General features: G+C 45.9%; 18 protein-coding genes. 13 read left to right on the top strand and 5 right to left on the bottom strand.

Annotation, left to right across the window (positions count from 1 at the left end; genetic code table 11):
- Nucleotides 1-51: 51 nt before the first annotated feature.
- On the top strand, nucleotides 52-1,482 hold the full coding sequence (dacB, locus tag AC5O63_RS15735; protein WP_494505550.1) for a serine-type D-Ala-D-Ala carboxypeptidase: 1,431 nt from the start codon (nucleotides 52-54) through the stop codon (nucleotides 1,480-1,482).
- Here dacB and AC5O63_RS15730 read toward each other — a convergent pair.
- Both AC5O63_RS15730 and tyrS read right to left on the bottom strand, forming a co-directional pair.
- A complete protein-coding gene (locus AC5O63_RS15730; RefSeq protein WP_004742658.1) occupies nucleotides 1,461-2,306 on the bottom strand; it encodes a magnesium transporter in 846 nt (281 codons plus the stop codon). The two genes, dacB and AC5O63_RS15730, sit on opposite strands and share 22 nt — an antisense overlap.
- A gap of 422 nt (nucleotides 2,307-2,728) precedes the next feature.
- Entirely contained in the window at nucleotides 2,729-3,916 is a 1,188-nt protein-coding gene (tyrS, locus tag AC5O63_RS15725) for a tyrosine--tRNA ligase (protein ID WP_494505549.1), read from the bottom strand.
- A gap of 129 nt (nucleotides 3,917-4,045) precedes the next feature.
- On the opposite strand from tyrS, the gene shyC reads away from it, so the two are divergent.
- On the top strand, nucleotides 4,046-5,332 hold the full coding sequence (gene shyC, locus AC5O63_RS15720; RefSeq protein ID WP_494505548.1) for a peptidoglycan DD-endopeptidase ShyC: 1,287 nt from the start codon (nucleotides 4,046-4,048) through the stop codon (nucleotides 5,330-5,332).
- A gap of 46 nt (nucleotides 5,333-5,378) precedes the next feature.
- Here the strand turns inward: shyC and AC5O63_RS15715 are convergent, their stop codons facing one another.
- The 3 genes from AC5O63_RS15715 to erpA form a co-directional block, all read right to left on the bottom strand.
- Nucleotides 5,379-8,495, bottom strand: a complete 3,117-nt coding sequence (locus AC5O63_RS15715) for an efflux RND transporter permease subunit (protein ID WP_494505547.1) — start codon at nucleotides 8,493-8,495, stop codon at nucleotides 5,379-5,381.
- A gap of 11 nt (nucleotides 8,496-8,506) precedes the next feature.
- Nucleotides 8,507-9,589 carry an efflux RND transporter periplasmic adaptor subunit gene (locus AC5O63_RS15710; RefSeq protein WP_494505546.1) on the bottom strand — a complete coding sequence of 361 codons (1,083 nt, stop codon included), beginning with the start codon at nucleotides 9,587-9,589 and terminating at the stop codon, nucleotides 8,507-8,509.
- A gap of 251 nt (nucleotides 9,590-9,840) precedes the next feature.
- Nucleotides 9,841-10,182: an iron-sulfur cluster insertion protein ErpA gene (erpA, locus tag AC5O63_RS15705; protein WP_004742653.1), complete on the bottom strand. Its 342-nt coding sequence runs from the start codon at nucleotides 10,180-10,182 to the stop codon at nucleotides 9,841-9,843.
- 251 nt (nucleotides 10,183-10,433) lie between these two features.
- Here erpA and hemL point away from each other — a divergent pair, with 251 nt between their 5' ends.
- From hemL to AC5O63_RS15650, 11 genes are all read left to right on the top strand, one after another.
- Complete coding sequence (gene hemL / locus AC5O63_RS15700) at nucleotides 10,434-11,726, top strand: glutamate-1-semialdehyde 2,1-aminomutase (RefSeq protein ID WP_171324631.1); 1,293 nt, start codon at nucleotides 10,434-10,436, stop codon at nucleotides 11,724-11,726.
- Between the two features lie 264 nt (nucleotides 11,727-11,990).
- The gene (locus AC5O63_RS15695) at nucleotides 11,991-13,076 is read left to right on the top strand and encodes an AI-2E family transporter (protein WP_494505545.1); all 1,086 of its coding nucleotides are present in this window, start codon (nucleotides 11,991-11,993) and stop codon (nucleotides 13,074-13,076) included.
- A 94-nt stretch (nucleotides 13,077-13,170) separates the two neighbouring features.
- Complete coding sequence (gene rsmC / locus AC5O63_RS15690) at nucleotides 13,171-14,193, top strand: 16S rRNA (guanine(1207)-N(2))-methyltransferase RsmC (protein ID WP_494505544.1); 1,023 nt, start codon at nucleotides 13,171-13,173, stop codon at nucleotides 14,191-14,193.
- 209 nt (nucleotides 14,194-14,402) lie between these two features.
- Nucleotides 14,403-17,789, top strand: coding sequence for a response regulator (locus AC5O63_RS15685; protein WP_494505543.1), 3,387 nt, complete (start codon nucleotides 14,403-14,405; stop codon nucleotides 17,787-17,789).
- A 652-nt stretch (nucleotides 17,790-18,441) separates the two neighbouring features.
- Complete coding sequence (locus AC5O63_RS15680; protein WP_494505542.1) at nucleotides 18,442-20,124, top strand: ABC transporter substrate-binding protein; 1,683 nt, start codon at nucleotides 18,442-18,444, stop codon at nucleotides 20,122-20,124.
- 172 nt (nucleotides 20,125-20,296) lie between these two features.
- Nucleotides 20,297-21,283 carry an ABC transporter permease gene (locus tag AC5O63_RS15675; RefSeq protein ID WP_069667556.1) on the top strand — a complete coding sequence of 329 codons (987 nt, stop codon included), beginning with the start codon at nucleotides 20,297-20,299 and terminating at the stop codon, nucleotides 21,281-21,283.
- Nucleotides 21,284-21,285: 2 nt separating this feature from the next.
- The gene (locus tag AC5O63_RS15670; protein ID WP_004742645.1) at nucleotides 21,286-22,311 is read left to right on the top strand and encodes an ABC transporter permease; all 1,026 of its coding nucleotides are present in this window, start codon (nucleotides 21,286-21,288) and stop codon (nucleotides 22,309-22,311) included.
- Nucleotides 22,312-22,313: 2 nt separating this feature from the next.
- Complete coding sequence (locus tag AC5O63_RS15665) at nucleotides 22,314-23,297, top strand: ABC transporter ATP-binding protein (protein WP_004742644.1); 984 nt, start codon at nucleotides 22,314-22,316, stop codon at nucleotides 23,295-23,297.
- 42 nt (nucleotides 23,298-23,339) lie between these two features.
- A complete protein-coding gene (locus tag AC5O63_RS15660) occupies nucleotides 23,340-24,335 on the top strand; it encodes an ABC transporter ATP-binding protein (RefSeq protein ID WP_486794621.1) in 996 nt (331 codons plus the stop codon).
- Between the two features lie 60 nt (nucleotides 24,336-24,395).
- Nucleotides 24,396-26,123 carry a glycoside hydrolase family 9 protein gene (locus tag AC5O63_RS15655; protein WP_494505541.1) on the top strand — a complete coding sequence of 576 codons (1,728 nt, stop codon included), beginning with the start codon at nucleotides 24,396-24,398 and terminating at the stop codon, nucleotides 26,121-26,123.
- On the top strand, nucleotides 26,116-26,991 hold the full coding sequence (locus AC5O63_RS15650; RefSeq protein ID WP_494505540.1) for a glucosamine kinase nucleotide-binding domain-containing protein: 876 nt from the start codon (nucleotides 26,116-26,118) through the stop codon (nucleotides 26,989-26,991). Before AC5O63_RS15655 ends, AC5O63_RS15650 begins: the two co-directional genes overlap by 8 nt.
- Nucleotides 26,992-27,000: the final 9 nt, after the last annotated feature.

Here is a 27,000-nt window from a genome sequence, read left to right as displayed (position 1 = left end):
TTTTTTTTACCCGCTATACTGACCTCCTTAAACCGCTAACCGTGAATTCTTATGCTGCGCTTCATTGATCGTTTTACCTCTGCTTGCTTACTCTCTCTAATTAGCGTATCTGCCTCGGCCTATGCGCCACTCAATGAACTACCTTTAGGCAGCCGCGCAGCAATCAAAGTCGAATCTCTTCAAAGCCAAAATCAAATCGAGCAAACCGACAACCAAAGTCAGTTCTTCCCACCAGCTAGTACATTAAAGATTGTTACTGCACTTGCCGCCAAATTAGAGCTTGGTGATGAGTTTCAGTTTGCAACTAGCATTGAGAAGACTGGTAGCGATGTGGTACTGCGTTTTAGTGGCGATCCTACTTTAACCACCCAAGACTTAAAACAACTACTCAGCCAGCTACGTAATAGTGGCACGAAAAGAATCAGTGGCGATCTCTGGTTAGATAACAGCGCGTTTACCGGTTACGACCGAGCAGTAGGGTGGCCATGGGATATTCTTGGCGTTTGTTACAGCGCACCAGCCAGCGCCATTTCGCTTGATGGTAACTGCGTTCAAGCCTCTATCTATACCCAAGAAGATGGGAAAACTCGCGTCTATGTGCCTGAGCACCAACCTATTTATGTTACGACTGTGGCAAGTTCGGTGTCTAAAATCGAACAGGAGAGCTCACAGTGCGATCTGGAGTTACTCTCTTCTCCAGATAACCACTATCAACTCCAAGGATGCCTGCAGAACCGTAGCAAGCCGCTGCCGCTAAAATTTGCAGTGCAAGATCCAGCGCTATATACCCAGAGAATTGTTAATACCCTGCTTGCTCAGCTTAATATCGAACTAGCGGGCAGTATTCGGCTTGGCGCTCCCGAGCAGCAAAGCAAAGTCATTGCCACTCATTACTCGCAAGCACTACCTCAGCTGCTCGAAACCATGCTCAAAAAGTCAGATAACCTTATCGCCGATAACCTAACCAAAACCTTAGGCGCTAAGTTCTTTATTCAGCCAGGTAGCTTCGCCAACGGTACCAAGGCAATTAAGCAGATTTTATTTACCCAAACCGGCATTGATATTGAGCATACCCCACTGGCTGATGGTTCTGGGCTATCACGCAATAATCGCTTTACCAGTCAAAACATGGCAGCGGTATTGCGCTATATTTGGCAACATGACAGTGAATTAGGCTTGATCGCCTTAATGCCCACATCAGGCACCAACGGCACTTTGAAATATCGTCGCAGTATGCGTAAAGCGCCAATTAAAGGCGAGTTGATTGCTAAAAGTGGTTCCGTGTATGGCAGCTACAATATGGCAGGCTATGGGTTAGATAAATCTGGTAAGCCGAGTACGCTATTTGTTCAGTTTGTAACTGACTATCATCCACCAAAAACAAAGGGCGATGATAAACCTATCATCGCCCCTATCACTAAATTCGAAACCTTGTTCTATAAAGATATTGTCCAGTTCAGTCAGGCGATCCCTAAGAAGTAATTGACTACAGTGAAGTAAATCCACATTCCTGAGATATCGACAATAGACGCTAAAACTGGGCTTACTAGCACGGCAGGGTCGAGTTTAAACGCACGCGCTAGGATAGGTAGCAAACCACCTAGCGTGGTCGACATCGTGACCTGAATAAACAGTGCAACCGCGATCGCAAGTGCGATGGTGTTCAGCTCAAAGCCACCCGTACTGCTGCTATCACTAAAAAGTAAGATACGGCCAATAATCACCAAGGCGATGGCAAAAGCTAAGCAAATCGCCACTCGGCTCTCTTTCCAAAACACTTCTAACCACTGCCTTTTACGCAACTCACCCGTCGCTAAAGCTCGTATCACCAAGGTTGCCGCTTGGGTACCGGTATTACCACCCGCCGCTGCTATTACAGGCATATAGATCGCCAATAGCACCAACTGGCTCAAAGTATCTTCATATTGAGCGATAATTAGACCTGAAACTATGCCAAGTAATGCGAGCGCAATGATCCAACCGATTCGCTGCTTTACGTGCTCAATAACTGGTGTATCTAGGTAACCATTCGAAGGCTCAACTTCCGAATGAATAAAACCAAGCTGGTGCGCGTAGTGACGTGCCAACTTTTCATGTCCATCGAGCTCTAGCGCAGAGATCAATTGCTGGACATAACCCACTGAACAGTGGTGTAAAATCCCGACAGCTTCCTCTACTGGCATAACCGTAAGTAAATGGACCTGCTGGGCTTGCTCGTATTGCAAAAATGCATTGCGAGCGGCACCGATCTCCTCTTGAGAAAAGTGCGGGGTGTTTTCAATGTAAGTATTGCTCATTACCGTCATGGCGAATCTCCCGATTGGCAATAGGTAACGACCATCAAATACAGCTGATGTTGAATCAAAAAATAGACACGTCTATCCGTACACGAGTGCACAGAAAAGCTGTATTGGATTCTAGAATTTAGAGGAGAAAAATGTGAGGATTCACAAAGAGATAAGAAGCACTCTACCGCAATGGTAGAGACGTGAGACGACAATACCGAAGCGGACTATTTTTCCCCTTTCATACTAGGAGGATGGTCGATATTGTTCATAAAAGTCTCCGAAAAAACTGCCGTTTTGGCAGCGCGAGGATAATAACAAAAGTAGCTAGAGAGATCAGCCTATTTTTTAACTAATGGTTGGATATTTGACTATTAAATGGTGAGCAACAAAAAAGCGCCCAAAAGACGCTTTTTAAATGTATATATAAGAATGCTCAGCGATTATTGAATCGTGATACGAGCAAATTTACGTTTACCAACTTGGAATACGTAAGTCCCTTCTTCAGGAGCAAACTTAGAGTCTGCTACCTTCTCGCCATCAATCTTAGCTGCGCCTTGCTTAACCATACGCATTGCTTCAGAAGTTGAAGCACACAAGCCCGCTTCTTTAAGAATATTGCTTACCGGTAGGCCTGCATCAAAAGCAAATTCTGGCATTTCATCAGGAATTTGGTTCTTAGCAAAACGGTTTACAAACTCTTGCTCCGCTGCGTCAGCATCTGCCTGAGAGTGGAAGCGTGCAATGATCTCTTTCGCTAGAGCCACTTTTACATCACGTGGGTTTTGACCCGCTTCTACATCTGCTTTTAGTTGAGCAACTTCGTCCAGTGGACGGAATGAAAGCAAGTCGTAGTAGTTCCACATTAGGTCATCAGAGATAGACATGATCTTACCAAACATTTCGCTTGGCGCTTCACTGATACCAATGTAGTTGTTGGCCGACTTAGACATCTTCTTCTCGCCGTCTAGACCAACAAGAAGTGGCATCATTAGTACAACCTGTGGCTTCTGACCGTTCGACTTCTGTAGTTCACGACCCATTAGTAGGTTGAACTTCTGGTCAGTACCACCTAGCTCTACGTCAGTTTCCATTGCTACTGAATCGTAACCTTGTAGCAGTGGGTACATAAACTCATGAATAGCAATTGGCTGACCACCAGCATAACGCTTCTTAAAGTCATCACGCTCTAGCATACGTGCTACGGTTTGGTTAGCAGCAAGACGAATCATGCCTTCAGCACCCAGCTCAGACAACCACTCAGAGTTAAACTGAATTTTCGTCTTAGCTGGATCTAGAATTTTAAATACCTGCTCTTTATAAGTTTCAGCGTTGCGCAGTACATCTTCACGACTTAGTGGTGGACGAGTGTTGTTCTTACCCGTAGGGTCACCAACCATGGCAGTAAAATCACCGATAAGGAAGGTAACGTCGTGGCCTAGCTCCTGAAATGCACGCAGCTTGTTGAAAATCACTGTATGACCAAGGTGAATATCCGGTGCAGTAGGATCGGCACCTAACTTAATACGAAGAGGACGACCCTCTTTCAACTTAGCAATCAGTTCTTCTTCTGGAATCAGTTCTTCAACACCGCGCTTAATCTCGGCTAGTGCAGCTTCAATGCTCGCCATTCTTGTTCACTCCCACAGATTTGGCAAAAATTTGTTAGTTGGTCATCTTACTTGAATAGCGATGCTTTTTGAAACCAGTTAGACTAAACAGCTGAGCTTTTTTACTGAATTTTTTAGAACGGACATAAGATGTTGTCTCTTTTCGCTCGATTGCCATGGATTCACCGAGCCCTTATCGCCTTATTTAGCGCTTTTATCGTCATTGCTTTGTTTCTGCCAGCGCCGAAAGATCTCCGTCAAGAGGAGAGCAATTATCAAGTAGGTAAAGCCTACCCGCTAGCCATTGATCTTGAGCAGCTCGCTTTACAAGAGTCAGCACCAAAACTTGCAGTGCTGCGATGGGAAAAACATACCATAGGCTCTGGTGATAGCATGGCACTACTTTTTCAACGTGCTGGGCTTTCTTCTCGCCTGCTGTATCAACTGACTTCCACCAATAAAGATATTGAAAGGCAGTTAACCCGAGTTCGACCGGGTGATTCATTCCAGCTAGGCTTCGATGCTGACAACCAACTGATTCAGCTCAAACGCGTCATTAGCCCTTATGAGACCTTTCTTGTCACCAAATCAGCGAGTGGCTACACCTCAACGATTGATAAAAAACAGGTCCACTATCAGTACAACTATGCTGAAGCTGATATCACTTCAAACTTCTGGAACGCGGGCGTCAATGCTGGTCTAACACCAAACCAGATCATGGAGCTTGCGGGCATCTTTGGTTGGGATATAGACTTTGCTTTAGATATTCGTGGCGGAGATAACTTTAAGATTCTTTATCAAGAGAAAGTCGTTGAAGGTGAAGTTGTCGGCCGAGGTAAGATCATTGCCGCCATCTTCAAAAACCAAGGTGATACCTTTAAAGCTATTCTCGATGACAAAACTGGCAACTACTACGACGAAAATGGTCGTGCAATGAAGAAAGCCTTCTTGCGCTCTCCGCTCGATTTCCGTCGCGTTAGTTCAAACTTTAACCCAACTCGTCGCCATCCAGTAACAGGGAAAGTCCGCGCACACCGTGGCACTGACTATGCTGCGCCAGTTGGCACACCAATATGGGCTGCTGGTGACGGTACGGTTCTAAAATCGAGTTACAACCAGTTCAATGGTAACTATGTGTTTATCAAACATAGCAATACCTATATTACTAAATACCTCCACTTACAGCGTCGTAAAGTCAAAACAGGGCAACGTGTAAAACAAGGACAAACAATAGGAACGCTAGGTGGAACAGGACGCGTCACTGGTCCTCACCTACACTATGAGTTCTTAGTCAACGGGGTACATAAAAACCCAAGAACGGTTAAGCTACCGCAATCTAAGTCGCTGACAGGCAAAGCGAAAACCACGTATATTGCCAACGCGAAATTAAGGCTAGAGAAGTTAGAGCGTTACGGAGAGTTGCTCGCAACTCCATAAACACAAAGACCCGCATCATGCGGGTCTTTCTTTTTTGCTGGTGTTTCTACTCAGCTTCGATAACTTGGTTAGCCTGCTCTTCCACTTTATGAACTCTGCCAAGCATCAACAGACAAGGCGTCAAGACTAAGGTCAACACAGTAGCAAAGGCTAATCCACCCGCTACCGCTGTCGCTAATTGCGACCACCACTGAGTACTAGGGGCGCCAAACTCAATCTTCTGATTGATGAGATCGATGTTCATTTCAAGCACCATTGGCAGTAGACCAAGTATGGTCGTCACCGTAGTTAACAACACAGGTCTTAAACGCTGTACACCCGTGCGTAATATCGCTTCGCGTTTATCGAGCCCGCGCTTAAGCAGCTGATTGTAGGTATCAATTAACACGATATTGTTGTTAACCACGATCCCTGCAAGGGCAATAACACCAATACCTGACATGATGATGCCAAACGGTTTTTGGAACACGAGTAAGCCAACAAATACCCCCACAGTAGAAAACAGCACGGCACTTAGAATCAAAAATGCCTGATAGAAACTGTTGAACTGAGTAATCAAGATCAGCGCCATCACAACTAAGGCAACCAAGAAAGCATTTTGTAGAAAAGCAGAAGAGTTTTCTTGCTCTTCATTCTGACCACGAATCTTAAACTCAACACTCGAAGGAAGATCGAGCTTGGAAACTGCCTCATTGATCTTTGGCAACTCCAATGCGAGGTTATAGCCCTCTTTCATATCAGCCATAATGTTGATCACGCGATGTCCGTCGATACGGCGAATCGTATCTTGCTTATGCTCAGGAACGATATTGGCAAAATTAGTAATCGGCACAAGACCTGCGGCTGTTTTGACTCGCAATTGATCAAAGCGACCAATATCGCGTTTCTCTTCCGGATAACGCACCAAAATATCGACTTCTTCAGTTGCATCATCAGGTAGATAATCACCAATTTTCAGGCCATTGGTAACAAACTGAACTGTATTACCAACTAATGTTGCATCCGCGGCAAAGCGCGAGGCATCATCACGACGAATATCGATTTGCCAGTCAATGCCCTCTTTACTTGAGGTATCACTCAGGTTAGTAAACGCAGGGTAGTTATCTGCCCACTGCCTCACTAGCTTTGCGGCACCATCAAGTTGATCAGGAATCCGCGCTGACATCTCAATCACTAGATCATGCTCAACGGGTGGGCCTGCGTCCGGGAACTTGTACTCAATTTCCACCCCTGCATATTGATCCGTTTGTTGCTTGAGCTCTTCGATGATCTGTTTGACTTTACGGCGATATTGCCAATCGACAGGTGTAATTTGGATTTGTCCGATTTCGTCGTCGCCACCTGTTTTGGTGTAGACACTTTCAAACTCATCATGCCCAAGCATCACCGCCTCAATATCACGCATGATGACGTCTTTCTCATCAAGGGAGAGATCGCCATAAGAGCGCACTTTAACGGTAAAGAAAGGGGGATCGACTTCAGGGAAAAACTCAGCGCCCAAGCCCGCTTTGGCGTAGGTAAAGCCCACTGCAATGGCTAACAGAATCGCACTCAACAAAATCTTCAGTGGATGGCGAATCGCGATATCTAAGGTATGAAAATAGAGCTTAGTAATGCCGGTCGCTTTAGAGAAATCACCGTCATGCAAGGCAACCATTTTTTCACGCTGCGCTTTAGTTACGTGTTGTGGTCGACCAATTAAGCTCCCTAGTACAGGAACGAGCAATAACGCCATTGCCAGTGATGCGGTTAACGTTGCGATCAACGTAAGCGGCAAGTACTTCATGAACTCACCAGTCACATCAGGCCAGAAAAGCAGTGGTGCAAATGCCGCTAAAGTCGTCGCCGTTGACGCAGTAATAGGCCACGCCATACGTTTCGCCGCATCTCGATATGCCTCTCTACGTGGCGTCCCCTCTTGCATGCGCCTATCGGCAAACTCTGTCACCACAATGGCGCCGTCCACCAGCATACCCACGGCCATAATCAGCGAGAACAACACCACGATATTGACCGTCAAGCCAAATACGGACAGAACTAACAGCCCGGTCAAGAAAGAGCCGGGTATCGATACCCCAACCAAGAAAGCGGTTCGAACACCTAATATCGCGATGATGACGATAACAACCAAAATGATCGCCGACAGGATGTTATTTTGTAGATCGTTAAGCATCATCTTAACGTCTTTGGATTGATCCCAAGTGTACTTAACTAACAGGTTATTCGGCCAGTCAGGACGTTTTTGTGCCTGTTCCAAAACCGCTTTTATTAACGCAACGGTTTCGATGATGTTCTCACCAGCACGCTTTTTCACATCAAGCACCACCGCCGATTTACCATCGAGTCGGGCGTAGCTCTCTGGATCTCGGAAAGCTCGACGTACGGTCGCGACATCACCAAAAGTGATCACTTGCTTACCGTCTACTTTGACAGGTAGTTCAAGCACGTCCTTTAAGGAATCAAATACTGACGGCACTTTCACTGAGAAACGCCCATAACCGGTATCAACAAAGCCTGCCGCAACCACTTTGTTGTTCAAGGCAATCAGATTGTAGATATCTCCTTGATCGAGCCCGTAGCTTTCCATTAAAAGCGGATCAACCACGATCTCGACAATATCTTCGCGATCACCAGCAATATCCACTTCAAGGATCTGACGATAGCTTTCAAGCTTATCTCTTAGTTGGCGCGCAATCTGAACAATAGTGCGCTCTGGAACCGTACCATATAGCACGATAGATAAAGCAGGCTCTTCTGACGCCAAAGTCACTTCATTAACAGTCGGTTCATCACTATCGCTAGGTAACTTAGGCTTAGCGAGGTCAACGGCTTCACGCACATCTGCCATCGCTTTGTTGAGATCGACACCAACACTAAATTCCAGCATCACAGAGGCATGCCCCTCTGATGCAGTAGAGGTCATCTCTTTGACCCCTTCAATCGATCTTAGCTCTTGCTCGATTGGGCGTACTAGCAGTCTTTCTGCGTCAGATGGCGAAATACCTTGGTGCCCAACCGATACATAGATAATAGGGATGGTGATATCTGGACTCGACTCTTTGGGGATCGTCACGTAGGTCGCAGCGCCAGCAAGAAGAATAAACACCAACAACACCATCATGGTGCGCGTGCGAGAAAGCGCCGCATCAATCAATGCAAACATAATCGCGCCTCCTAATCTTGCTGTTCTACAGCGATGACTTGATCGCCATCGCGAACGAAGCCCTGCCCGGTAGTGACGATATCAACACTCTCGCCCAATCCTGTTAGCCACACTCCATCTTGTTCAGCTTTAACTAGGTTGATAGGAACAAACTTAATACGATCTGCGACTAGAGTTTTAACCCCTAGATTACCGGCTTCATCTAAAGCGAGCATGGCTGGCGTCACCTTGATAGCAAGTTGATCTTGCAAGTTCAGTGTCACTTCAGTACTGATACCAGCAGGGATTCTCTGCTTAGGGTTGGGCAGCTCGATTTCTATCGGAAAGGTGTTGGTCGAGTCAGACGAAACGCGCGAAATATAGCGAACTTTGCCTTGTGCCTGTTGGCCATTAATAAAGCGAACTTGCGCTTGTTGGCCTAAAACCAGATCCTGAATATGTCGCTCGCTGACATCGGCTTCAATCACAATCATACTCAGGTCAAGCAAGCTTGCGACGGGATCGCCAACACCGACAAAATCCCCTTTTTCAATAAACAGATGATCAACAAATCCAGCAAAGGGCGCGGTCACCGAGGTGTTACGCAAAGCAATTTTAGCATTGCTTACCATAGCTTTAGCTTCAACCAATCCCGCCTGAGCGTTAGTGAAGGCAACCTCACCCTGTAAGCCTTTACTTTGCAGTGACTTGGCCGCTTTAAACTCTTTCTCTTTCACCTTAAGCATGGCTTGTGCGCGCTCAAGCTGAATCTCAAGATCGCCTTTATCGATCAGCGCAATCACTTGCCCTTGTTTAACACTGTCCCCTTTGGAAACTTTAAGCTGGGTAATTTTACCTGCGATCTCAGCGCCTAGTTTTGCTTGCTTATTGGGAGCGGTCCGTCCATAGAGATCGATGCTTTTATGGGTGGGGTTGGCGACAAACGAAGTGAAAGCGACTTTAGCTAAAGGGATCTCCAGCTCGTTATGTTGCGGTGTCGAGTCTTCGGCATTGAGCATACCTACGCCAAGCCAGAGCGTAAGTACAGTGACTAAAAAAAGAGATACAAGATAAGGTCTGGTCGCGATAAAACGCAACGGAGAGATACTAGCCATAACTATCCTTAGTAATTCTATATCGCATCCTAATTCAACCGTAACAACCTAGGTAACGGTGACTAGGTAAGCCTTAGATATAGGGGCTCACGAGATTCATTCGTGAGAAGTATTATTCAGGATATAAATTAACCAAACAAAAATAAAATACAGTTGGACAGTATTTTAGAGTAGGTCTCAGTTTCTGGAATCTGAGAGGCAGATAAAACAAAGGCTGCAATCAATGCAGCCTTTGACAAAACGGTCAGTGATTAAACACTAAAAGATGCACCACAGCCACAGGTAGTGGTCGCATTCGGGTTGTTAACGAAGAAGCGCGAGCCTTCAAGGCCTTCAGTGTAATCGACTTGTCCACCCACTAGGTACTGGAGGCTCATAGGGTCAACGACTAAAGTCACGCCACTATTTACAATCGTGGTATCACCTTCATTGACGCTTTCGTCAAACGTAAACCCGTATTGGAAGCCGCTACAGCCGCCGCCCGTGATGTATACACGTAGCTTCAGGTTTGGGTTCTCTTCTTCAGCAATTAAAGCGCCTACTCGCTGAGCCGCTGCATCTGAAAATGTTAATGGGATATTTACTTCGCTCACGATGACCTCTCTCAGTCTTCTGCATCCAGACTGCACTCACCATCTGGAACTTATCTTTTAATATTGCAGTGATTATCTAATACCTGAGTGAAGCGTTCAAGTATTCACCACTTTTCAAGCCATTTTTTACACTATTTGCGGTTTATTTGCTGTCAAAGTATTCAGAATGTGGCGCAAAGCGTTTTATTGAATCCGGCAGGGCAGGTACAATGCGAGCCAAATTGGTCCGAGCAATCAAAAGAGGATATCCCATGACCAAATCAGCTGATCTATTTCAAAAAGCACAGCAAACCATTCCTGGCGGCGTGAACTCTCCAGTACGTGCTTTTAACGGTGTTGGTGGCGCGCCAATCTTTGTAGAACGTGCCGACGGCCCATTGATTTTTGATGCTGATGGTAAAGCCTACATCGACTACGTAGGCTCTTGGGGACCAATGATTCTTGGTCACAACCACGCAGTCATCCGTGAAGCTGTTATTGATGCAGCGCAGCGTGGTCTTAGCTTTGGCGCTCCGACTGAGATGGAAATTGCTATGGCTGAGCTTGTATCAGAACTTGTTCCATCAATGGAGCAAGTGCGCATGGTAAGTTCAGGTACAGAAGCGACAATGAGTGCGATTCGTCTAGCTCGTGGCTACACTGGTCGTGACAAGATTATGAAGTTTGAAGGCTGTTATCACGGTCACGCAGACAGCCTACTGGTTAAAGCGGGCTCAGGCGCACTGACTTTAGGTCAACCAAGCTCACCAGGTGTTCCTGCTGATTTTGCTAAGCACACGCTAACCGCAACATTTAACGACCTTGATTCAGTACGTGAGCTGTTTGCAGCAAACAAAGGTGAGATCGCTTGTATCATCGTAGAGCCAGTGGCAGGCAATATGAACTGTATTCCGCCAGTAGAAGGCTTCCACGAAGGACTGCGTCAAATCTGTGATGAAGAAGGCGCTCTGTTAATCTTTGATGAAGTAATGACAGGCTTCCGCGTTGCTCTAGGCGGCGCACAAGGCTACTACAACATCAAGCCAGACCTAACGACTCTAGGTAAAGTGATTGGTGGTGGTATGCCAGTTGGCGCATTCGGTGGCCGTAAAGAAGTCATGCAACATATCGCACCAACAGGTCCTGTTTACCAAGCGGGAACACTTTCTGGTAACCCAGTAGCAATGGCTGCAGGCTTTGCATGTTTGAACCTGTTAAAAGAAGAAGGCAATGAAAAACGCCTAGCTTCAAAAACCAAGCAACTTGCAGAAGGCTTTAAAGCTTTGGCTGACAACCACAACATCCCATTAGTGGTGAACCAAGTTGGCGGTATGTTTGGCTTCTTCTTCACTGACCAAGAAAGCATTACTCGCTACGAAGACGTGACGAAATGCGATATCGAACGCTTCAAACGCTTCTTCCACCTAATGCTAGACCACGGTGTTTACCTTGCTCCATCAGCATTCGAAGCAAGCTTCACGTCACTTGCTCACGGTAGCAAAGAGATTGAAGCGACACTAGAAGCGGCTGACCGCTGTTTCGCAATTATTGCTGAAGAAGCATAATCATAGCGCTTGATACGAAATGAAGGCTGCCGAGTGCAGCCTTTTTTATTGCCAGTTAACGACCACTAATACCGCTAAGCCTAATAACATCAGAGCAAACCAAGGTATTTTGCGCTTAGGCTCGCTCTTACTATCGCAACATTTCTCTTTCTCACAACAGCCCATACTCTTTCCACTCCGCGAATAACATTTTGATTTTGCGTTGAACACTCAGACATTTACCGCCATTATACTGATACAGTATCGAAATCTTGGATAAGAAAAGTGTCAGATAAAGTCAAATTAACTTCCAGCCATTGGGTATTGATTGTTGCCTTACTTGCTGCTGGGCTTGCGTGCTTTTTGTTAGTTGAGCCTTACATCAACTCAATTGTCATGGCATTTATCATCTCACTACTGATGTTTCCTATTCATGAGTGGATAGAAAAACGCATGCCAAAGCACACCAACTTGGCATCCCTACTCTCATGTATCGTACTCACCTTTATCATCGTTTTTCCGCTGTTGTTTGTGTTTGCAGCCATTGTTCAGCAAGGTTCGGCTTTTTCACAAAATGTCTATCAGTGGGTCACCCATGGCGGTATTCAAACGATTTTCGAACACCCTTGGGTAGTGAATGGACTGTCGTTAGTCAATACTTACTTACCGTTTGATTCCATTAGCCCTCAAGAGATTGCCCAGAAAGTAGCGCAATTTGCTACTTCTTTCGGCAGTAACCTAGTGGGTATTAGCGCCAAGATCTTAGGTGATGCGACTAACTTCTTAATGGATTTCTTCTTGATGTTGTTCGTGTTGTTTTTCTTACTGCGCGATCACGACAAAATCATCAGCGCGATTCGACACATTTTACCGCTGTCACGCAGCCAAGAAGACAAGCTACTCGATGAAGTGGAACAGGTGGCTAAATCTGCTGTAATGGGCTCATTCTTAACGGCCATTGCGCAAGGCTTTGCGGGCGGTATTGGTATGTGGCTTGCAGGATTCCCGGGCTTATTCTGGGGCACCATGATGGGCTTTGCTTCCTTTATCCCTGTCGTGGGAACCGCGCTAATCTGGATACCGGCCGCGATTTACTTGTTCTTAATCGGTGATACCACATGGGCGATTTTCTTAACGGTTTGGAGCGTCGCGATCGTTGGCTCGATTGATAACTTGCTGCGTCCGCTATTAATGCAAGGCAGTGCGGGAATGAATACCTTAATGATCTTCTTCTCACTGCTTGGTGGTCTACATCTGTTTGGCTTGATTGGCTTGATCTACGGTCCAATCATCTTTGCCGTCACCATGGTGTTGTTCAATATCTATGAAGAAGAGTTCCAAGGCTTCCTTGATCAACAAGATCGCAGTTAGCGTTTACGTTAGGCGCTGTTGAGCGAGTTTATCACTTCAAGATGAGGGAGGATTATGCGAAAATCCTCCCTCATTTTTTTATACTGAGTTTGCTATGTCTGCTTATATTGCACCAAGTCAAATCGCTGAGAGACAGTTTGCCTACTTCGAAGGTAAGCATGTTTTGGTCGCTGGAGAAGCTGAAGATCTTTTTCCCGTCGAACTTACTAAACACTGCCACTCTGTCACTGTCTTCACCACTAACTATGGTTACCATCGACAGTTGAGCGCATACTCGCAGGTGACAAGTGTCTTTGGTGCTGAATTTAATCAGCAGACTCAAGCCGATATGGTGCTGCTCTATTGGCCGAAAGCAAAAGCCGAAGCGGAATACTTGCTCGCTATGCTGATGGCAAAACTTGGCAAAGACACAGAGATCGTGGTTGTCGGGGAAAACCGTTCAGGTGTGAAAAGCATCGAGAAAATGTTTAAGCCGTATGGCTTGATCACCAAATACGATTCTGCACGTCGCTGCTCCTTCTACTGGGGACAGTGTACGCAGACTCCCGCTCCGTTTGAGCTACAAACCTGGTTTAAAACCTATCAAGTCGAATATCAGCAAACTTCGCTGACGATTAAGAGCTTACCGGGTGTATTTAGTCATGGTGAATTTGATATCGGTAGTAAGCTACTGCTTGATACGCTACCTGACTTAAGCGGCAAGGTGCTCGATTTTGGTTGTGGTGCCGGTGTTATCGGTAGTGTGATGGCACTATTGAATTCAGATATTGAGCTAGAAATGTGCGACATCAGCGCATTAGCAGTGGCATCGAGCAAAGCAACCTTAGAAGCCAACGGATTAACAGGTAAAGTCTTTGCCTCTGATATCTATTCTGATACCAGTAACGATTATGACTTTATCATTAGTAACCCGCCGTTCCACGCGGGACTGGATACTAGCTATAGCGCAACAGAAACCTTACTTGCCGAAGGTCCTAAGCAGAGCGCAAACCAAGGTCACTTGTACATTGTTGCCAATAGCTTTTTAAAATATCCACCGATTATTGAGCAAGCTTACGGTAATTGTGAGACGCTAAATAAGACCAGCAAATTCGCTATTTACCACGCGAAAAAGTAATTCAACTGCCCAATCCCTCGCTTGGATTGGGCAATATCCCGCCTATAGCCATTAAATTTGCGCCACCCTCCACGCTTTGATCGCAACTTACTTGTCAAAGTAAAAAAACTCGTTAATTTTGTCATCTTAGGAAAATAACGTTTTGTCTCGCTTATCTGGCGCGCCCTCTTCCATATAAGCAGTATTGTTACGGAAACTAAACTCAGGCTATGTTTAAGTTTTATCGAAAACAGAAGTTTAAACGCCTTCAGAGTACCTTAATGCTGGCATTTTTAGTGTTGAGTATTACCCCTCTGACGGTTATTGCGATCTTTTTCTTACAATCCCACACTCAAGATCTTCAAGAGCAAAGTACCTCACACCTAACCTCGGTTCGAGATAGTAAGCGCCAACAAGTGATCGATTACTTATACGCTAAGGAGTCTGAAGTAATGGGCTTTGTCCGTTCAGAGTTAGCCTATGCCAGCGGTGGGCGTTTCTACGGTTTAGTCAACGCATTTAGCAGTCTTGGCTTAGACATGGAGCAAGCACGTGAGTACGCTCAACGCCGTTATATCCAAGGTTCTGGTGACCAAATCAAAACCTCAATATTACCTCAATCAAGTGTCTATAACGGCACAGAGCGCTACCGCCTGCTCCACAAACGATATCACTGGGCATATCTAGAACTTCTGAAACGCTCTGACTTTGATGATATTTTGCTTGTCGATAGAGAAGGCAACGTCACCTACTCGATCTACAAACATGATAACTTTGGTACTAACCTTCTGACGGGTAAATACAAAGACGATAACCTGGGTAAAACCTTTGCTAAGCTGCGTAATCTGGTCAACGATAAGCGCAAAACCAATGAAGATTTTACCCCTCTGATTATTTCTGACTTCTCTAGCGAGCAGGGAAAACCCGTAGCTTGGCTTGGTGCACCTATAATCCAGCAAGGCTATTTGCACAGTTATGCGATGTTCAGGTTGCCAAACAATGGCATCACCAAACTGGTCGCCGACAAGAGCAATCTGGTGTCGATGAAGACACTGTTAGTCGGCTCCGATCATCAATCACGCACCCTTGCCTACCAACAAGAAGATATTGATAAAAGCCGTCAAGTGGTCGACCTTGCACTTGCAGGCGCGAGCGACGTAGGCACTTATACCAATACGGAAAATGAAGCGATCATTGCCGCATACAGCCCAATTTCCTTTAAAGGCATTGACTGGGCCATTGTGGTAGAAGTGCCAGAAAGCGTCGCCTTCGCTCGCGTCCACCAGCTCGAAACCCTATTTATCTTCGCCATGCTGACTGCCATTCTTTTGGTTGTCATGGCCTCGCATTATTTGTCGAACTTTATCACCTCACCGCTACTGCAACTGACTTGGGCAGCAGAAAAAGTGTCGGCTGGCGATCTTGATGCCGACATGAACAACACTCAGCGCAAAGACGAAATCGGGCGCTTGGCGATCAGCTTCGAGCGGATGCAGCGTTCTATTAGAGAAAAGATCCTGCTGATCAAACAGCAAAATGAAGAGCTAGAAAGCAATCTCCAGCTAATCCAGAAGCAAAATGAAGAGCTGCAATTGGCGAATAAACTCAAAGATGAGTTCTTGGCCACCACTTCCCATGAACTACGTACACCCCTTCATGGCATGGTCGGTATTGCTGAAGCACTCGCCTCTGGCGCTAATGGCCCAATCACCTCTGAACATAAGTATCAGCTCGATATCATCATCAATAGTGGTCAGCGTTTAGCAACCTTGGTTGATGACCTGCTCGACTATCATAAGATGCGCTATGGCAATCTAGATATCGAGACCAGTGCCGTCGATTTAGCAGGCTCTACTCGCTTGGTATTGGAACTCTCTTCTCACCTTATTGGCTCAAAGCCTCTGCGGATCATTAATCAGGTTCCTGACGAGCCTGTCTGGGTTAGTGCCGATCCACAACGACTAGAGCAAGTTTTATATAACTTGGTCGGCAATGCGATTAAATACACTAGCGAAGGGAAGATCGTTATATCCGCCAGTGTGGTAGATGACAACATTCGTGTTCAAGTGGTCGATACAGGGCAAGGTATCCCAGCGGATCAACTTGACCATATATTTGAACCGCTTATTCAAGCTGGAAGCGACGCGAGTCGTTATCGTCAGGGAGCGGGATTGGGCTTGTCGATTAGCCGTCAGCTAATTGAACTAATGCAAGGTACGCTCTATGTCAGCAGCCAACCTATGGTTGGAACCACCTTTAGCTTCACGTTGCCAATCGCCAATACAGAGCAAATTGAGCAAGCAAACCATTATGAATCCGCTCATTTTAGAGCGCCAAACTCTGGTGAGATTGAACTAGAGGAGCCAGCAAGCTTACCTGAAAATCCAGACGGCCCACTATTACTTGTCGTCGACGACGAACCCGTAAACTTACGGGTACTGGATAGTTTCTTGCGCCTAGAAGGCTATCGTGTTCGAACCGCGAAAGATGGTCATGAGGCGCTTGAAGCCATCAGTAAAGAAAAACCTGAGCTGCTGCTACTGGATATCATGATGCCGGGAATGAGTGGCTACCAAGTGTGTGAAACTCTACGCGAGACCTACGATCATGCACAACTACCCGTGATCATGCTAACCGCTTTAAACCAAACTGATGATAGGGTTCGCGGCTTTAACGCGGGTGCCAACGACTACCTATCCAAGCCATTTAACAAGCAAGAGCTGGCTGCTCGTATTGTCGCTCATCTCACCGCTAGCAAAGCGGAACAGCGTCGAATCGAAAATCAGCAGCTGCATCAAGAGCTAAAACATCGGGCAATCGTCGAAGCGAGTTTACTTGAGACACAAGGCCGACTACTTGAGCAACTTGAGACCGCTCCAGAGGCCATTGTCTGTGTACGAGAAGACAATAAGATTCGCTTCGCCAATGAGGCGGCATCAAGACTGTTTAAACGCTCAACCGAACAGCTAAAACGCTCAAGCGCCGACGAAATCATTGCGCCTAAGTTCCTTAACGTGGAACAAGAACACTACTGCGGCACTATTGATGTCTATGTAGAAGATGTAAGGCAACACCTGTCGGCGGATATCCTTAAGCTGCCTGAAGGAGCCGGGCTACGCTCTATGTACATATTTAATGTGGGTGGCGGTATCAATGCAGCGCGTATTAACAACCTAGAAACCGCAATTGAAGCGTTATCTAGCTTCGCTTTTGAAGGGGATAAAGCAAAACTGCAGGAACTTAAAGAGCTAGGTGGAGAATTTACTCGCTTGGCAGACCGAGCAACAAGCGACAACAAATCAAAACAAGAGGTGATGCGCGAAGTCTTGGTTGAAGCGATGACCAGCGCGCTTATTTATTGGGAATCGGTTACAGGCCAAACTAAGTTTGCTTTTGCTGAGCAAAGCGGTTTGTGGCGCGTGTATCTCGACCGAAGTACACTGCAAACCCGTACCTTGGACAAATACCTCAGACCGGAAACCCTACCTAAGACTCCGCGTTGGAGGACCGTATTAAGCTCCCTCGATTACATTCTTGAGCACTGTAATGAACAAAGTCCAGAGAGAACCCACATAGAAGGATTACGCGATAAATTGCAGCATTTGCTCACCAGCTAACGCGTAGCGACAAACGAACTAAAGCCTGCTTGTGCAGGCTTTTTTATTGCCCAGTAAAAATGAATTGAGCAACTTTAAATGACGTTAATACGCTGCGTAAAACAACTCAAACAAGGCGTTATTTTCAAGCTATAACACTTGCTCAAAATGACCAAAACAAGCTTATTATCGTCTCTATTGAACAAATAAAGCTCATATTGCGAAGCCAATCACAACAAGACGGCAGTTTTTATTTGGTGGAAAAAATTAACGCTTTATAGCACGCGTGACTAAGATCTCACGATATACAGACGGTAGAGAACCTTTTACCCTAGAGGGGATAACAAGTTAGTAAGCACCAACAAAGCGAACACAAAAGGTGACTTAATGCGACTCAGTTCAAACTCAATTATTGGCCAAAAAATCACTCATATAGAGCTTTTTTAACATTATTGACGTCATAATTCGAGGTTTTAACGGTTTTGACGGGAATAGCAATTGCGAAAATTGACGTTAAGGTGTTTTCTTACTGTGCCTAAGGCCTACAGGCCACTCTAGACTGCTCGTCACCTCCGGCGAAAAGTTACCTACAGAGGTAGGCCTTAGTGAGTGTTATTCAATTGATGACATTCCAATCCATTAGTGAAATGAAAGCAAATAGTAAGGAACAGCTATGCTTGCCAACATTAAAAAAACAGCACTAGCAACAGCAATTATCGCAACAGCAGCAACTGGTTTTACTTCAGTAGCCGCAGCAGCTGAACGCAGTGAATTAACTATCCACCCTAAAGAGTTCACCACTTTCGTACGTAACTTTAACCCATACTTAGGTGCAACGAACTTACATACAACAACAGATTTCCTATACGAGCCTCTTGTTGTTTTCAACGAGATGCATGGTAATACACCTGTTTTCCGTCTTGCAGAGAACTACACGATTGCAGACGATCTACTTAGCGTTGTATTTGACCTACGTAAAGGCGTGAAATGGTCTGATGGTGAAACCTTCAACGCAGATGACGTGATCTACTCATTTAATCTAGTGAAAGAGAAGCCAGAACTTGATCAAAGTGGTATCAACTCTTGGGTTTCTAGCGTTGAGAAACTGAATGACTACCAAGTTAAATTCAATATCAAAGAAGCGAACTCAAATGCTCCTTACGAAATTGTAAAAGTACCTGTAGTTCCTCAGCACGTATGGAGCAAGATTAAAGATCCATCGACGTTCACTAACGAAAATCCTGTAGGCTCTGGTCCGTTTACTGAAATCGCGACTTTCACTCCACAACTTTACATTCAGTGTGAAAACCCGAACTACTGGGACGCAGATAACCTAGATGTAGACTGTCTACGAGTTCCTCAGATCGCAAACAACGACCAATTCCTTGGTAAAGTTGTAAACAGCGAAATGGACTGGACTTCATCATTCATTCCAGACATCGATCGTACCTATGCAGCGGCAAGTCCTAAGCACCACTACTGGTACCCGCCAGCAGGTACACAGGCATTTGTTGTTAACTTTAAGCACCCTGACGCAGCTAAAAATGAAGCGTTAACAAACGTTGATTTCCGCCGCGCATTCTCAATGGCACTTGACCGTCAAACTATCATCGACATCGCGTTCTACGGCGGCGGTACAGTGAATGACTTCGCTTCAGGTCTAGGTTATGCATTTAAGACTTGGTCTGATGAAAGCACTCATAAGAAATACCAAGGTTACAACACATACAACGTTGAAGGCGCTAAAAAGCTGCTAGAAAAAGCTGGCTTTAAAGATGTTAACAATGACGGTTTCGTAGACACTCCATCAGGTAAGTCTTTCGAACTTCTGATTCAATCTCCTAACGGTTGGACTGACTTCAACAACACAGTTCAACTAGCGGTTGAGCAACTTGCTGAAGTAGGTATTAAAGCAAAAGCACGTACTCCAGACTTCTCTGTGTACAACCAAGCGATGCTAGAAGCTACGTATGACGTTGCTTACACCAACTACTTCCACGGTGCAGATCCACACCTATACTGGAACAGTGGCTACAACTCTGAGCTGCAAGCTGGTGACGGTATGCCTCGCTTTGCAATGCACTACTACAAGAACGACAAACTTGATGGTCTTCTTAACAGCTTCTACAAAACAGCTGATAAGAACGAGCAGCTAGAAATCGCTCACGGCATTCAGGAAATCATTGCTAAAGACCAAGTAACGATTCCAGTATTGTCTGGTGCATACATGTTCCAATACAACACAACTCGCTTTACTGGTTGGTGGAACGAAGAAAATCCAAAAGGCCGTCCAAACATTTGGGCTGGTATCCCAGAGCGTCTACTACACGTACTGGACCTAAAACCAGTTAAATAAGTAGTTGTTCTAACTATGCGGCATACATTCCGTATGCCGCAAAATCCCCCACACTGTAACCAGTTTGTTATGTGGCGCTAGTCGTCAGGGGATTGTTCGCTCTAAATTTCGTTTTCGCTAGGGCGACCTGAAGCCAGAAACAGGGAAAATCTGGGTAAGTAAGGTATAAGTTATGGGTTATTTTTTAAGACGTTTGTCGTTCTATTTGGTCGCGCTATTAGTTGCGGCGACATTAAACTTTATTATTCCTCGTGCGATGCCGGGTGATCCGGTCACCATGATGTTCGCTAACGCATCGGTTCAGGTAACGCCTGAGCGTATCGCAGCAATGAAAGAGCTACTAGGTTTCGTCGATGGCGGCCTGTTTGTTCAATACGTTGCTTACATGAAAAATATTCTTAGCTGGGAACTGGGTACTTCAATCCAATTCTACCCGCTATCTGTAAACAAACTGCTTGGTGGTGCGTTTGGTTGGTCACTGTTCCTTGCAGGTTCAGCCGTAATCCTTTCATTCTCGTTAGGTTCTATCTTAGGCATCTTCGCCGCATGGAAGCGCGGCAGCAAATACGATGCTTTCGTCACACCTGGCATGCTCATTATTCAAGCCGTCCCTCAAGTTGTTATCGCGATGCTAGCGCTCTTTACTTTCGCAATCGGCTTGAAGTGGTTCCCAACAGGATATGCCTACACAGCAGGTACGGTGCCTGAATGGACAAGCTGGGAGTTCATCAAAGACGTCGCCTACCACGCCATCCTACCGCTGTTTTGTGCTTCTGTGGTTCAGATCGGTGGCTTCTTGATCAACATGCGTAACAACATGATTAACCTACTCGCCGAAGACTACATCACTATGGCGAAAGGTAAGGGTTTGAGCGAAAACCGCGTTGTTTTCAACTACGCAGCACGAAACGCGCTACTGCCAAGTGTGACTGCCCTTTCAATGTCACTCGGTATGGCGATTGGCGGTCAGCTGATTGTAGAAATCATCTTTAACTACCCAGGGCTTGGTACGGTTCTTCTTAACGCGATTCACGCACGTGATTACCAGGTTCTTCAAGGTCAATTAATCATTATGACGCTGTTTATGCTGTCATTTAACTTAATTGCAGATATGGCTTATGTCGTTCTAGACCCTCGCCTGCGCAAGGGAGGAAAATAATTATGAAACAACTATTTAAGCTAATTTTAGGTAACGCATACGCACGTGTCGGTTTAGCCATTGTCTCAGTGTTCTTACTTGTCGCGATTTTCGCACCGGTACTGACTAAGCATGCTCCAGATAAAAGAACTGGTAATCCACATGAGTACCCAGGCTTTGTTGTCACATCAGCAAAAGCTAACCCAGATGGTTGGATTGCACAGAACTTAGCGACTGATCGCCGCACCATGATCATGTCTAAAAAAGCCGATCACGTTCTTGGTACTAGCCGCATGGGCCGCGATATTTGGTCTCAGCTTGTTCACGGTGCGCGTATTTCTCTCGGTGTCGGCTTTGGTGCGGGTATCACTGTGTGTCTACTTGCAACCATCATCGGTATTTCAGCAGGTTACTTCGGAGGTCGTGTTGATGACGTGTTAACCGCCGCGATGAACATCATGCTGGTTATCCCTCAATACCCATTGCTATTCGTTTTAGCCGCCTTCATTGGTGAAGCAGGACCACTAACCATTGCCATCATTATCGGCTGTACCTCCTGGGCTTGGGGTGCGAGGGTTATTCGCTCTCAAACGCTTGCCTTGCGAGAGAAAGAGTTTGTTAAAGCCGCAGAAGTACTTGGTGAGTCTTCTTTCCGCATCATCTTTGTTGAAATTTTACCGAACTTAATCCCAATTGTTGGCGCGAGCTTTATTGGCTCAGTGATGTACGCAATTGGTATGGAATCTATCATTTCCTTCCTTGGTCTTGGTGACCCGAATACCATCAGCTGGGGCATCATGCTTTACAACGTTAACCAATCATCTGCGATGCTAATCGGCGCATGGTGGGAAGTTCTAACACCTTGTATCGCACTTACTGTACTGGTTACTGGTCTAGCACTGCTTAACTTCGCAGTCGATGAGATTGCCAACCCTCAGCTACGTTCACATAAAGGTATGAAGCGTTGGAAGAAGCTTGCAGCTCAAGACAAGAAAGAACGTACACCTGAAATGCCACCTCAAAATGCACTTTGGAGCGGAGATAAATAATTATGACTAGCCCACTTATTTCTATCCGCAACCTTTGCGTTGACTATATTACTGACGCAGGCGACGTCCGTGCGTGTAACAATGTCAGCTTTGACATTGCCCCAGGTGAAGTCTTTGGCCTAGCAGGCGAGTCTGGTTGTGGTAAATCCACCGTAGCCTTCTCGCTAATGCGCCTACATAAGCCGCCTGCATTTATTACCGGTGGTGAGGTTATCTTCAATGGTGAAGATATCCTTAAGTACAGTGACGATCGAATGCAGTCGTTCCGTTGGAGCGAAATGTCGATGGTGTTCCAAAGCGCAATGAATGCTTTGAACCCAGTGCTGACCATGGAAGAGCAGTTTTGTGACGTTATTATGCGCCACACCAACATGACTCGTGAACAAGCTCGTAAACGCGCTGAAGGTCTGTTAGAGATTGTCGATATTCACCCTAGCCGACTCACTGACTACCCGCACCAATTCTCGGGTGGCATGCGTCAACGCTTGGTGATTGCGATCGCGCTCGCGCTCAATCCAAAGATGATCATCATGGATGAACCAACCACAGCACTGGATGTAGTGGTTCAACGTGAGATTCTGCAAAAGATCTATGCACTAAAAGAAGAGTTTGGCTTCTCAATCTTATTCATTACCCATGATATCTCTTTGATGGTCGAGTTCTCTGACCGTATCGGCATCATGTACTCAGGTGAGTTAATTGAAGTTGCACCTTCGAAACAGATTCTAGAAAGCCCTTACCACCCTTATACCAAGGGGTTAGGTAGTTCTTTCCCTCCATTAACTGGGCCAAAAACTAAGTTGACTGGTATTCCAGGAAACCCTCTCAACCTACTGGAAATTCCACAAGGTTGTCGTTTCCAAGCACGCTGTGACCGTGTTCACGAGGCATGTACTCGCGTACCGACTCAACTAAGACAAATCGAGCCTAATCGTTTCTCAAATTGCCACCTTTATGGTGACCCGATAGCTCAAAGCAAACTCTAGAGAGCCATTGAGAAATAACTATAAAGATTACTGGAGACAATTATGAGCAAAGAATTTGGCGAGCTATTGGTAGAAGGGAAAAACCTAGTCAAAGATTTCCCGATCAGTAGCAATGCATTACAACAGCCAATGATGCGTGCCATCAACGACGTATCATTCAAAATGTACAAAAGCCGCGGCCTATCTGTGGTTGGTGAATCTGGTTCAGGTAAATCAACAACCGCCAAGATGATCGCAAAGATGTATGCACCAACCGATGGTGTGATTGAGTACAAAGGTCGTGATATTCAAACCATCGACTCGCGTTCTGACCTAATGGCGTACCGCGAAGGTGTGCAAATGGTTTGGCAAGACCCGTTTGGTTCACTAAACCCGACCCACAATATCTTCCACCACATTCTTCGTCCGCTGCTGATCCATAAAAAAGTAGATCCTCGCAACAAGAAAGAACAGGAAGAGCGTGTATACGATCTACTCGAACAAGTAGGTCTTATCCCACCAAAAGAGACGGCGCAAAAGTTCCCGCATCAGTTATCTGGTGGTCAGCGTCAGCGTGTCAACTTAGCACGCAACATCGCGGTAGGTGCGGAAGTGGTATTGGCCGATGAGCCGACGTCAATGCTGGATGTTTCGATTCGTGCTGGCGTACTTAACCTGATGGAAGAGATGAAGTTTGAGAAACAAATGTCTCTGCTTTACATCACGCACGACATCGCTACTGCACGTTACATTGCAGAAGATCTCGCGGTTATGTATGTCGGCCACATGGTTGAATGGGGCGATACGGAAGAGATCATTCATAACCCTCAGCACCCATATACACAGCTATTGGTTTCTGCGGTTCCTGATCCAAGCAAATCGATTCACGAGAAACTAAAAGGTAACAAAGGCGAGATCCCACTCTGGACGCCAGCCTCTGTAGGCTGCCCTTTTGCCGGTCGATGCCAACACGCTTCAGATAAATGTCGCGAACAGTTACCAGAAGTGACTCAGCTTTCTGATAACCACTTTGTTCGCTGTTACCTATACGAAAACTAAAACCTAAAGAGCCAAGATTTTCTTGGCTCAACTAACAAGATTGATTTTTCGGAGATTTTAATGCTGCTACTTACTAACCATATTGGTTATGAAGCCCTTGGGCCAAAGCAGGCTGTTTTGATGACCGGCAAGACACGACTTTCATCTACCACTGCGTTGTTAGTTTGTGCCGACAGTCATCAAACTGTGGCGACTTTTGCTATTGAGAAAGGCACAAAGGTCGCTAATTGGCACCAAGGGAGTTTTTTTCGTATTGAATTCTCTGATTTTGAACAAGTAGGACGCTTCTACCTAAGAGTTGAAAACCTGCGCTCTGAAGTGTTTGCGATTGAGCAAGGGCTATTGCTCAACACAACCTTTTCCGACCTACTCCACTACTTCAAATCACAACGTTGTGGTGGCCGCTTTGACAAACAAGACAAACAGATCCCTATTCTCGGCAGTGATCAAACCGTAAATGTTCAAGGCGGTTGGTATGATGCCTCAGGAGATGTCAGCAAATACCTAAGTCACCTGTCGTATGCCAATTATCTAAACCCACAGCAAACTCCGATGGTAGTTTGGAACATGCTCAAAGGTTTAGAGCTTGTAGGCAGTGGTGATGCCCTACCCGCTTTCTCTAAAGTTCGCTTAATTGAAGAGGCACTATTCGGCGCAGATTTCCTAGTGCGTATGCAAAATGAAGCCGGTTACTTTTACATGACCGTCTTTGATAAGTGGTCGAAAAATACCAAACAGCGAGAAATTTGTGCCTACGCTACTCAAGAAGGTCACAAGTCTGAAGATTATCAAGCAGGCTTTAGACAAGGTGGCGGTATCTCTATCGCGGCATTAGCTCAGGCAGCTCGATTAGATGAATCCGGTGAGTTTACTCGCCAAGAATACTTAGCCGCTGCTGAGAAAGGCTATTGGCACCTTAAAGAGTTTAACCGCCAATACCTAGATGACGGCCAAGAGAACATCATTGATGAGTACTGTGCATTGCTAGCAGTGACTGAGCTGCTGCGAACAACCGAAAATGAACAGTATCTTGAAGAGTGCCGCTACTGGAGCAATCAACTGGTCTCACGTCAGCAAAGTGACCAAAACTTCAACCATTACTGGGCAGCCAACCAAGATGGTAGTCGCCCATACTATCACGCCGCTGAAGCCGGCCTGCCCGTTATCGCTCTATGTGAGTACCTCAATGTTGAGCCTAACGCTCAACGAAAATCACAAGTGACCGAAGTGCTCAATCGTGCGGTGAAGTTTGAACTGACAATTAGCAATAGCGTAGCAAACCCGTTTGGTTACCCTCGCCAATACGTCAAATCGGTTGATGGTGAAAAGCGCGATGCATTCTTTGTCGCGCAGAACAATGAAACCGGTTATTGGTGGCAAGGAGAGAATGCACGTTTAGGGTCTCTCAGTAGCATGGCATTTTTAGCCCTTGCGCATATTGAAGATCATGCAACGAAGCAACAACTGCTCGCATTCGCCCAAAACAGTCTCAACTGGATCTTAGGCCTTAACCCTTACCATATGTGCATGCTGGATGGGCATGGCATCAACAACCCAGATTACCTGCCACAGCTTGGATTCTTCAATGCCAAAGGCGGCATTTGTAACGGTATTACCGCAGGCTTTGAAGACGAAAACGACATCGCCTTTAACCCAGAGAAACAAAAAGACGACATGCTGCAAAACTGGCGTTGGGGAGAGCAATGGATTCCACATGGTGCTTGGTATTTGCTCGCGATAGTAAGTCAATTCGCTCACTTCAATACTGAGGAGACAACCAATGAGTAAGTTATTTGTTGGTATTGATGGTGGCGGTACTTCCTGCCGCGCCAGAATTCGTGATGATCAAGGCAACTTAATCGGCGAGGCGAAAAGCGGCAGCGCCAATATTTTGCTAGGTGTTGAAGTTGCAATGGCTTCGATTGTTCAAGCCATTACCGAAGCCGCCATTCAGGGTGGCTTAAATTCCAATGATTTTGCTCGCATGCATCTTGGCCTTGCTCTCGCAGGTGCTGAGCAAAAATCAGCATGGCAAGCCTTTATGGGTCTACCACACCCATTCGCTTCGATCGTGCTAAACACCGACGCTTACGGTGCGTGCATTGGCGCTCATAATGGTGATGCTGGTGCGATCATGATTGCAGGCACAGGTTCTTGTGGTATCTACCTTGAAAATGGTCAACAACATGTTGTTGGTGGACGAGAGTTTCCAATATCAGATCAAGGTGGCGGTGCTGTTATGGGCCTACGCCTTATTCAACAAGTTCTTCTTACTCAAGATGGTATCGGCGAAAAGACTCCACTTGCTCAGCACGTTCTCGCTCATTTCAACCATGATGTCGACCAAATAGTGGAATGGTCTAAATCGGCATTACCAAGAGACTACGGACAATTCTCTCCTGCAATTTTTCAACACGCTCATCAGGGCGATAGCTTAGCAATCAATATGCTTAAGCAGACGGCCGCAGACATTGAAATGTTCCTAGTGGCACTTAATCGTAAAGGGGCGACTCGCATCTGTTTAATGGGCGGCATTGCTGAGCGCATCAAAGCTTGGCTTTCGCCACCAGTACAGTCTTGGATCGTTGAACCGCAGTTTGATGCCATTGAAGGCGCAATCATGTTTGCCGGTCAACCTGAGCACAATCTTTATTAAGGATAAGAT

Source organism: Vibrio sp. SCP2, assembly GCF_059295395.1.
The sequence above is the reverse complement of the archived record's forward strand: the minus strand, read 5'-3'. Positions and strand labels throughout refer to the sequence as shown.

Excerpts from the sequence above, each read along its gene's own strand:
- dacB (WP_494505550.1), top strand. The coding sequence starts at position 52 with ATGCTGCGCTTCATTGATCGTTTTACCTCTGCTTGCTTACTCTCTCTA.
- AC5O63_RS15730 (WP_004742658.1), bottom strand. The coding sequence starts at position 2,306 with ATGACGGTAATGAGCAATACTTACATTGAAAACACCCCGCACTTTTCT.
- tyrS (WP_494505549.1), bottom strand. The coding sequence starts at position 3,916 with ATGGCGAGCATTGAAGCTGCACTAGCCGAGATTAAGCGCGGTGTTGAA.
- shyC (WP_494505548.1), top strand. The coding sequence starts at position 4,046 with ATGTTGTCTCTTTTCGCTCGATTGCCATGGATTCACCGAGCCCTTATC.
- AC5O63_RS15715 (WP_494505547.1), bottom strand. The coding sequence starts at position 8,495 with ATGTTTGCATTGATTGATGCGGCGCTTTCTCGCACGCGCACCATGATG.
- AC5O63_RS15710 (WP_494505546.1), bottom strand. The coding sequence starts at position 9,589 with ATGGCTAGTATCTCTCCGTTGCGTTTTATCGCGACCAGACCTTATCTT.
- hemL (WP_171324631.1), top strand. The coding sequence starts at position 10,434 with ATGACCAAATCAGCTGATCTATTTCAAAAAGCACAGCAAACCATTCCT.
- rsmC (WP_494505544.1), top strand. The coding sequence starts at position 13,171 with ATGTCTGCTTATATTGCACCAAGTCAAATCGCTGAGAGACAGTTTGCC.
- AC5O63_RS15685 (WP_494505543.1), top strand. The coding sequence starts at position 14,403 with ATGTTTAAGTTTTATCGAAAACAGAAGTTTAAACGCCTTCAGAGTACC.
- AC5O63_RS15680 (WP_494505542.1), top strand. The coding sequence starts at position 18,442 with ATGCTTGCCAACATTAAAAAAACAGCACTAGCAACAGCAATTATCGCA.
- AC5O63_RS15675 (WP_069667556.1), top strand. The coding sequence starts at position 20,297 with ATGGGTTATTTTTTAAGACGTTTGTCGTTCTATTTGGTCGCGCTATTA.
- AC5O63_RS15670 (WP_004742645.1), top strand. The coding sequence starts at position 21,286 with ATGAAACAACTATTTAAGCTAATTTTAGGTAACGCATACGCACGTGTC.
- AC5O63_RS15665 (WP_004742644.1), top strand. The coding sequence starts at position 22,314 with ATGACTAGCCCACTTATTTCTATCCGCAACCTTTGCGTTGACTATATT.
- AC5O63_RS15660 (WP_486794621.1), top strand. The coding sequence starts at position 23,340 with ATGAGCAAAGAATTTGGCGAGCTATTGGTAGAAGGGAAAAACCTAGTC.
- AC5O63_RS15655 (WP_494505541.1), top strand. The coding sequence starts at position 24,396 with ATGCTGCTACTTACTAACCATATTGGTTATGAAGCCCTTGGGCCAAAG.
- AC5O63_RS15650 (WP_494505540.1), top strand. The coding sequence starts at position 26,116 with ATGAGTAAGTTATTTGTTGGTATTGATGGTGGCGGTACTTCCTGCCGC.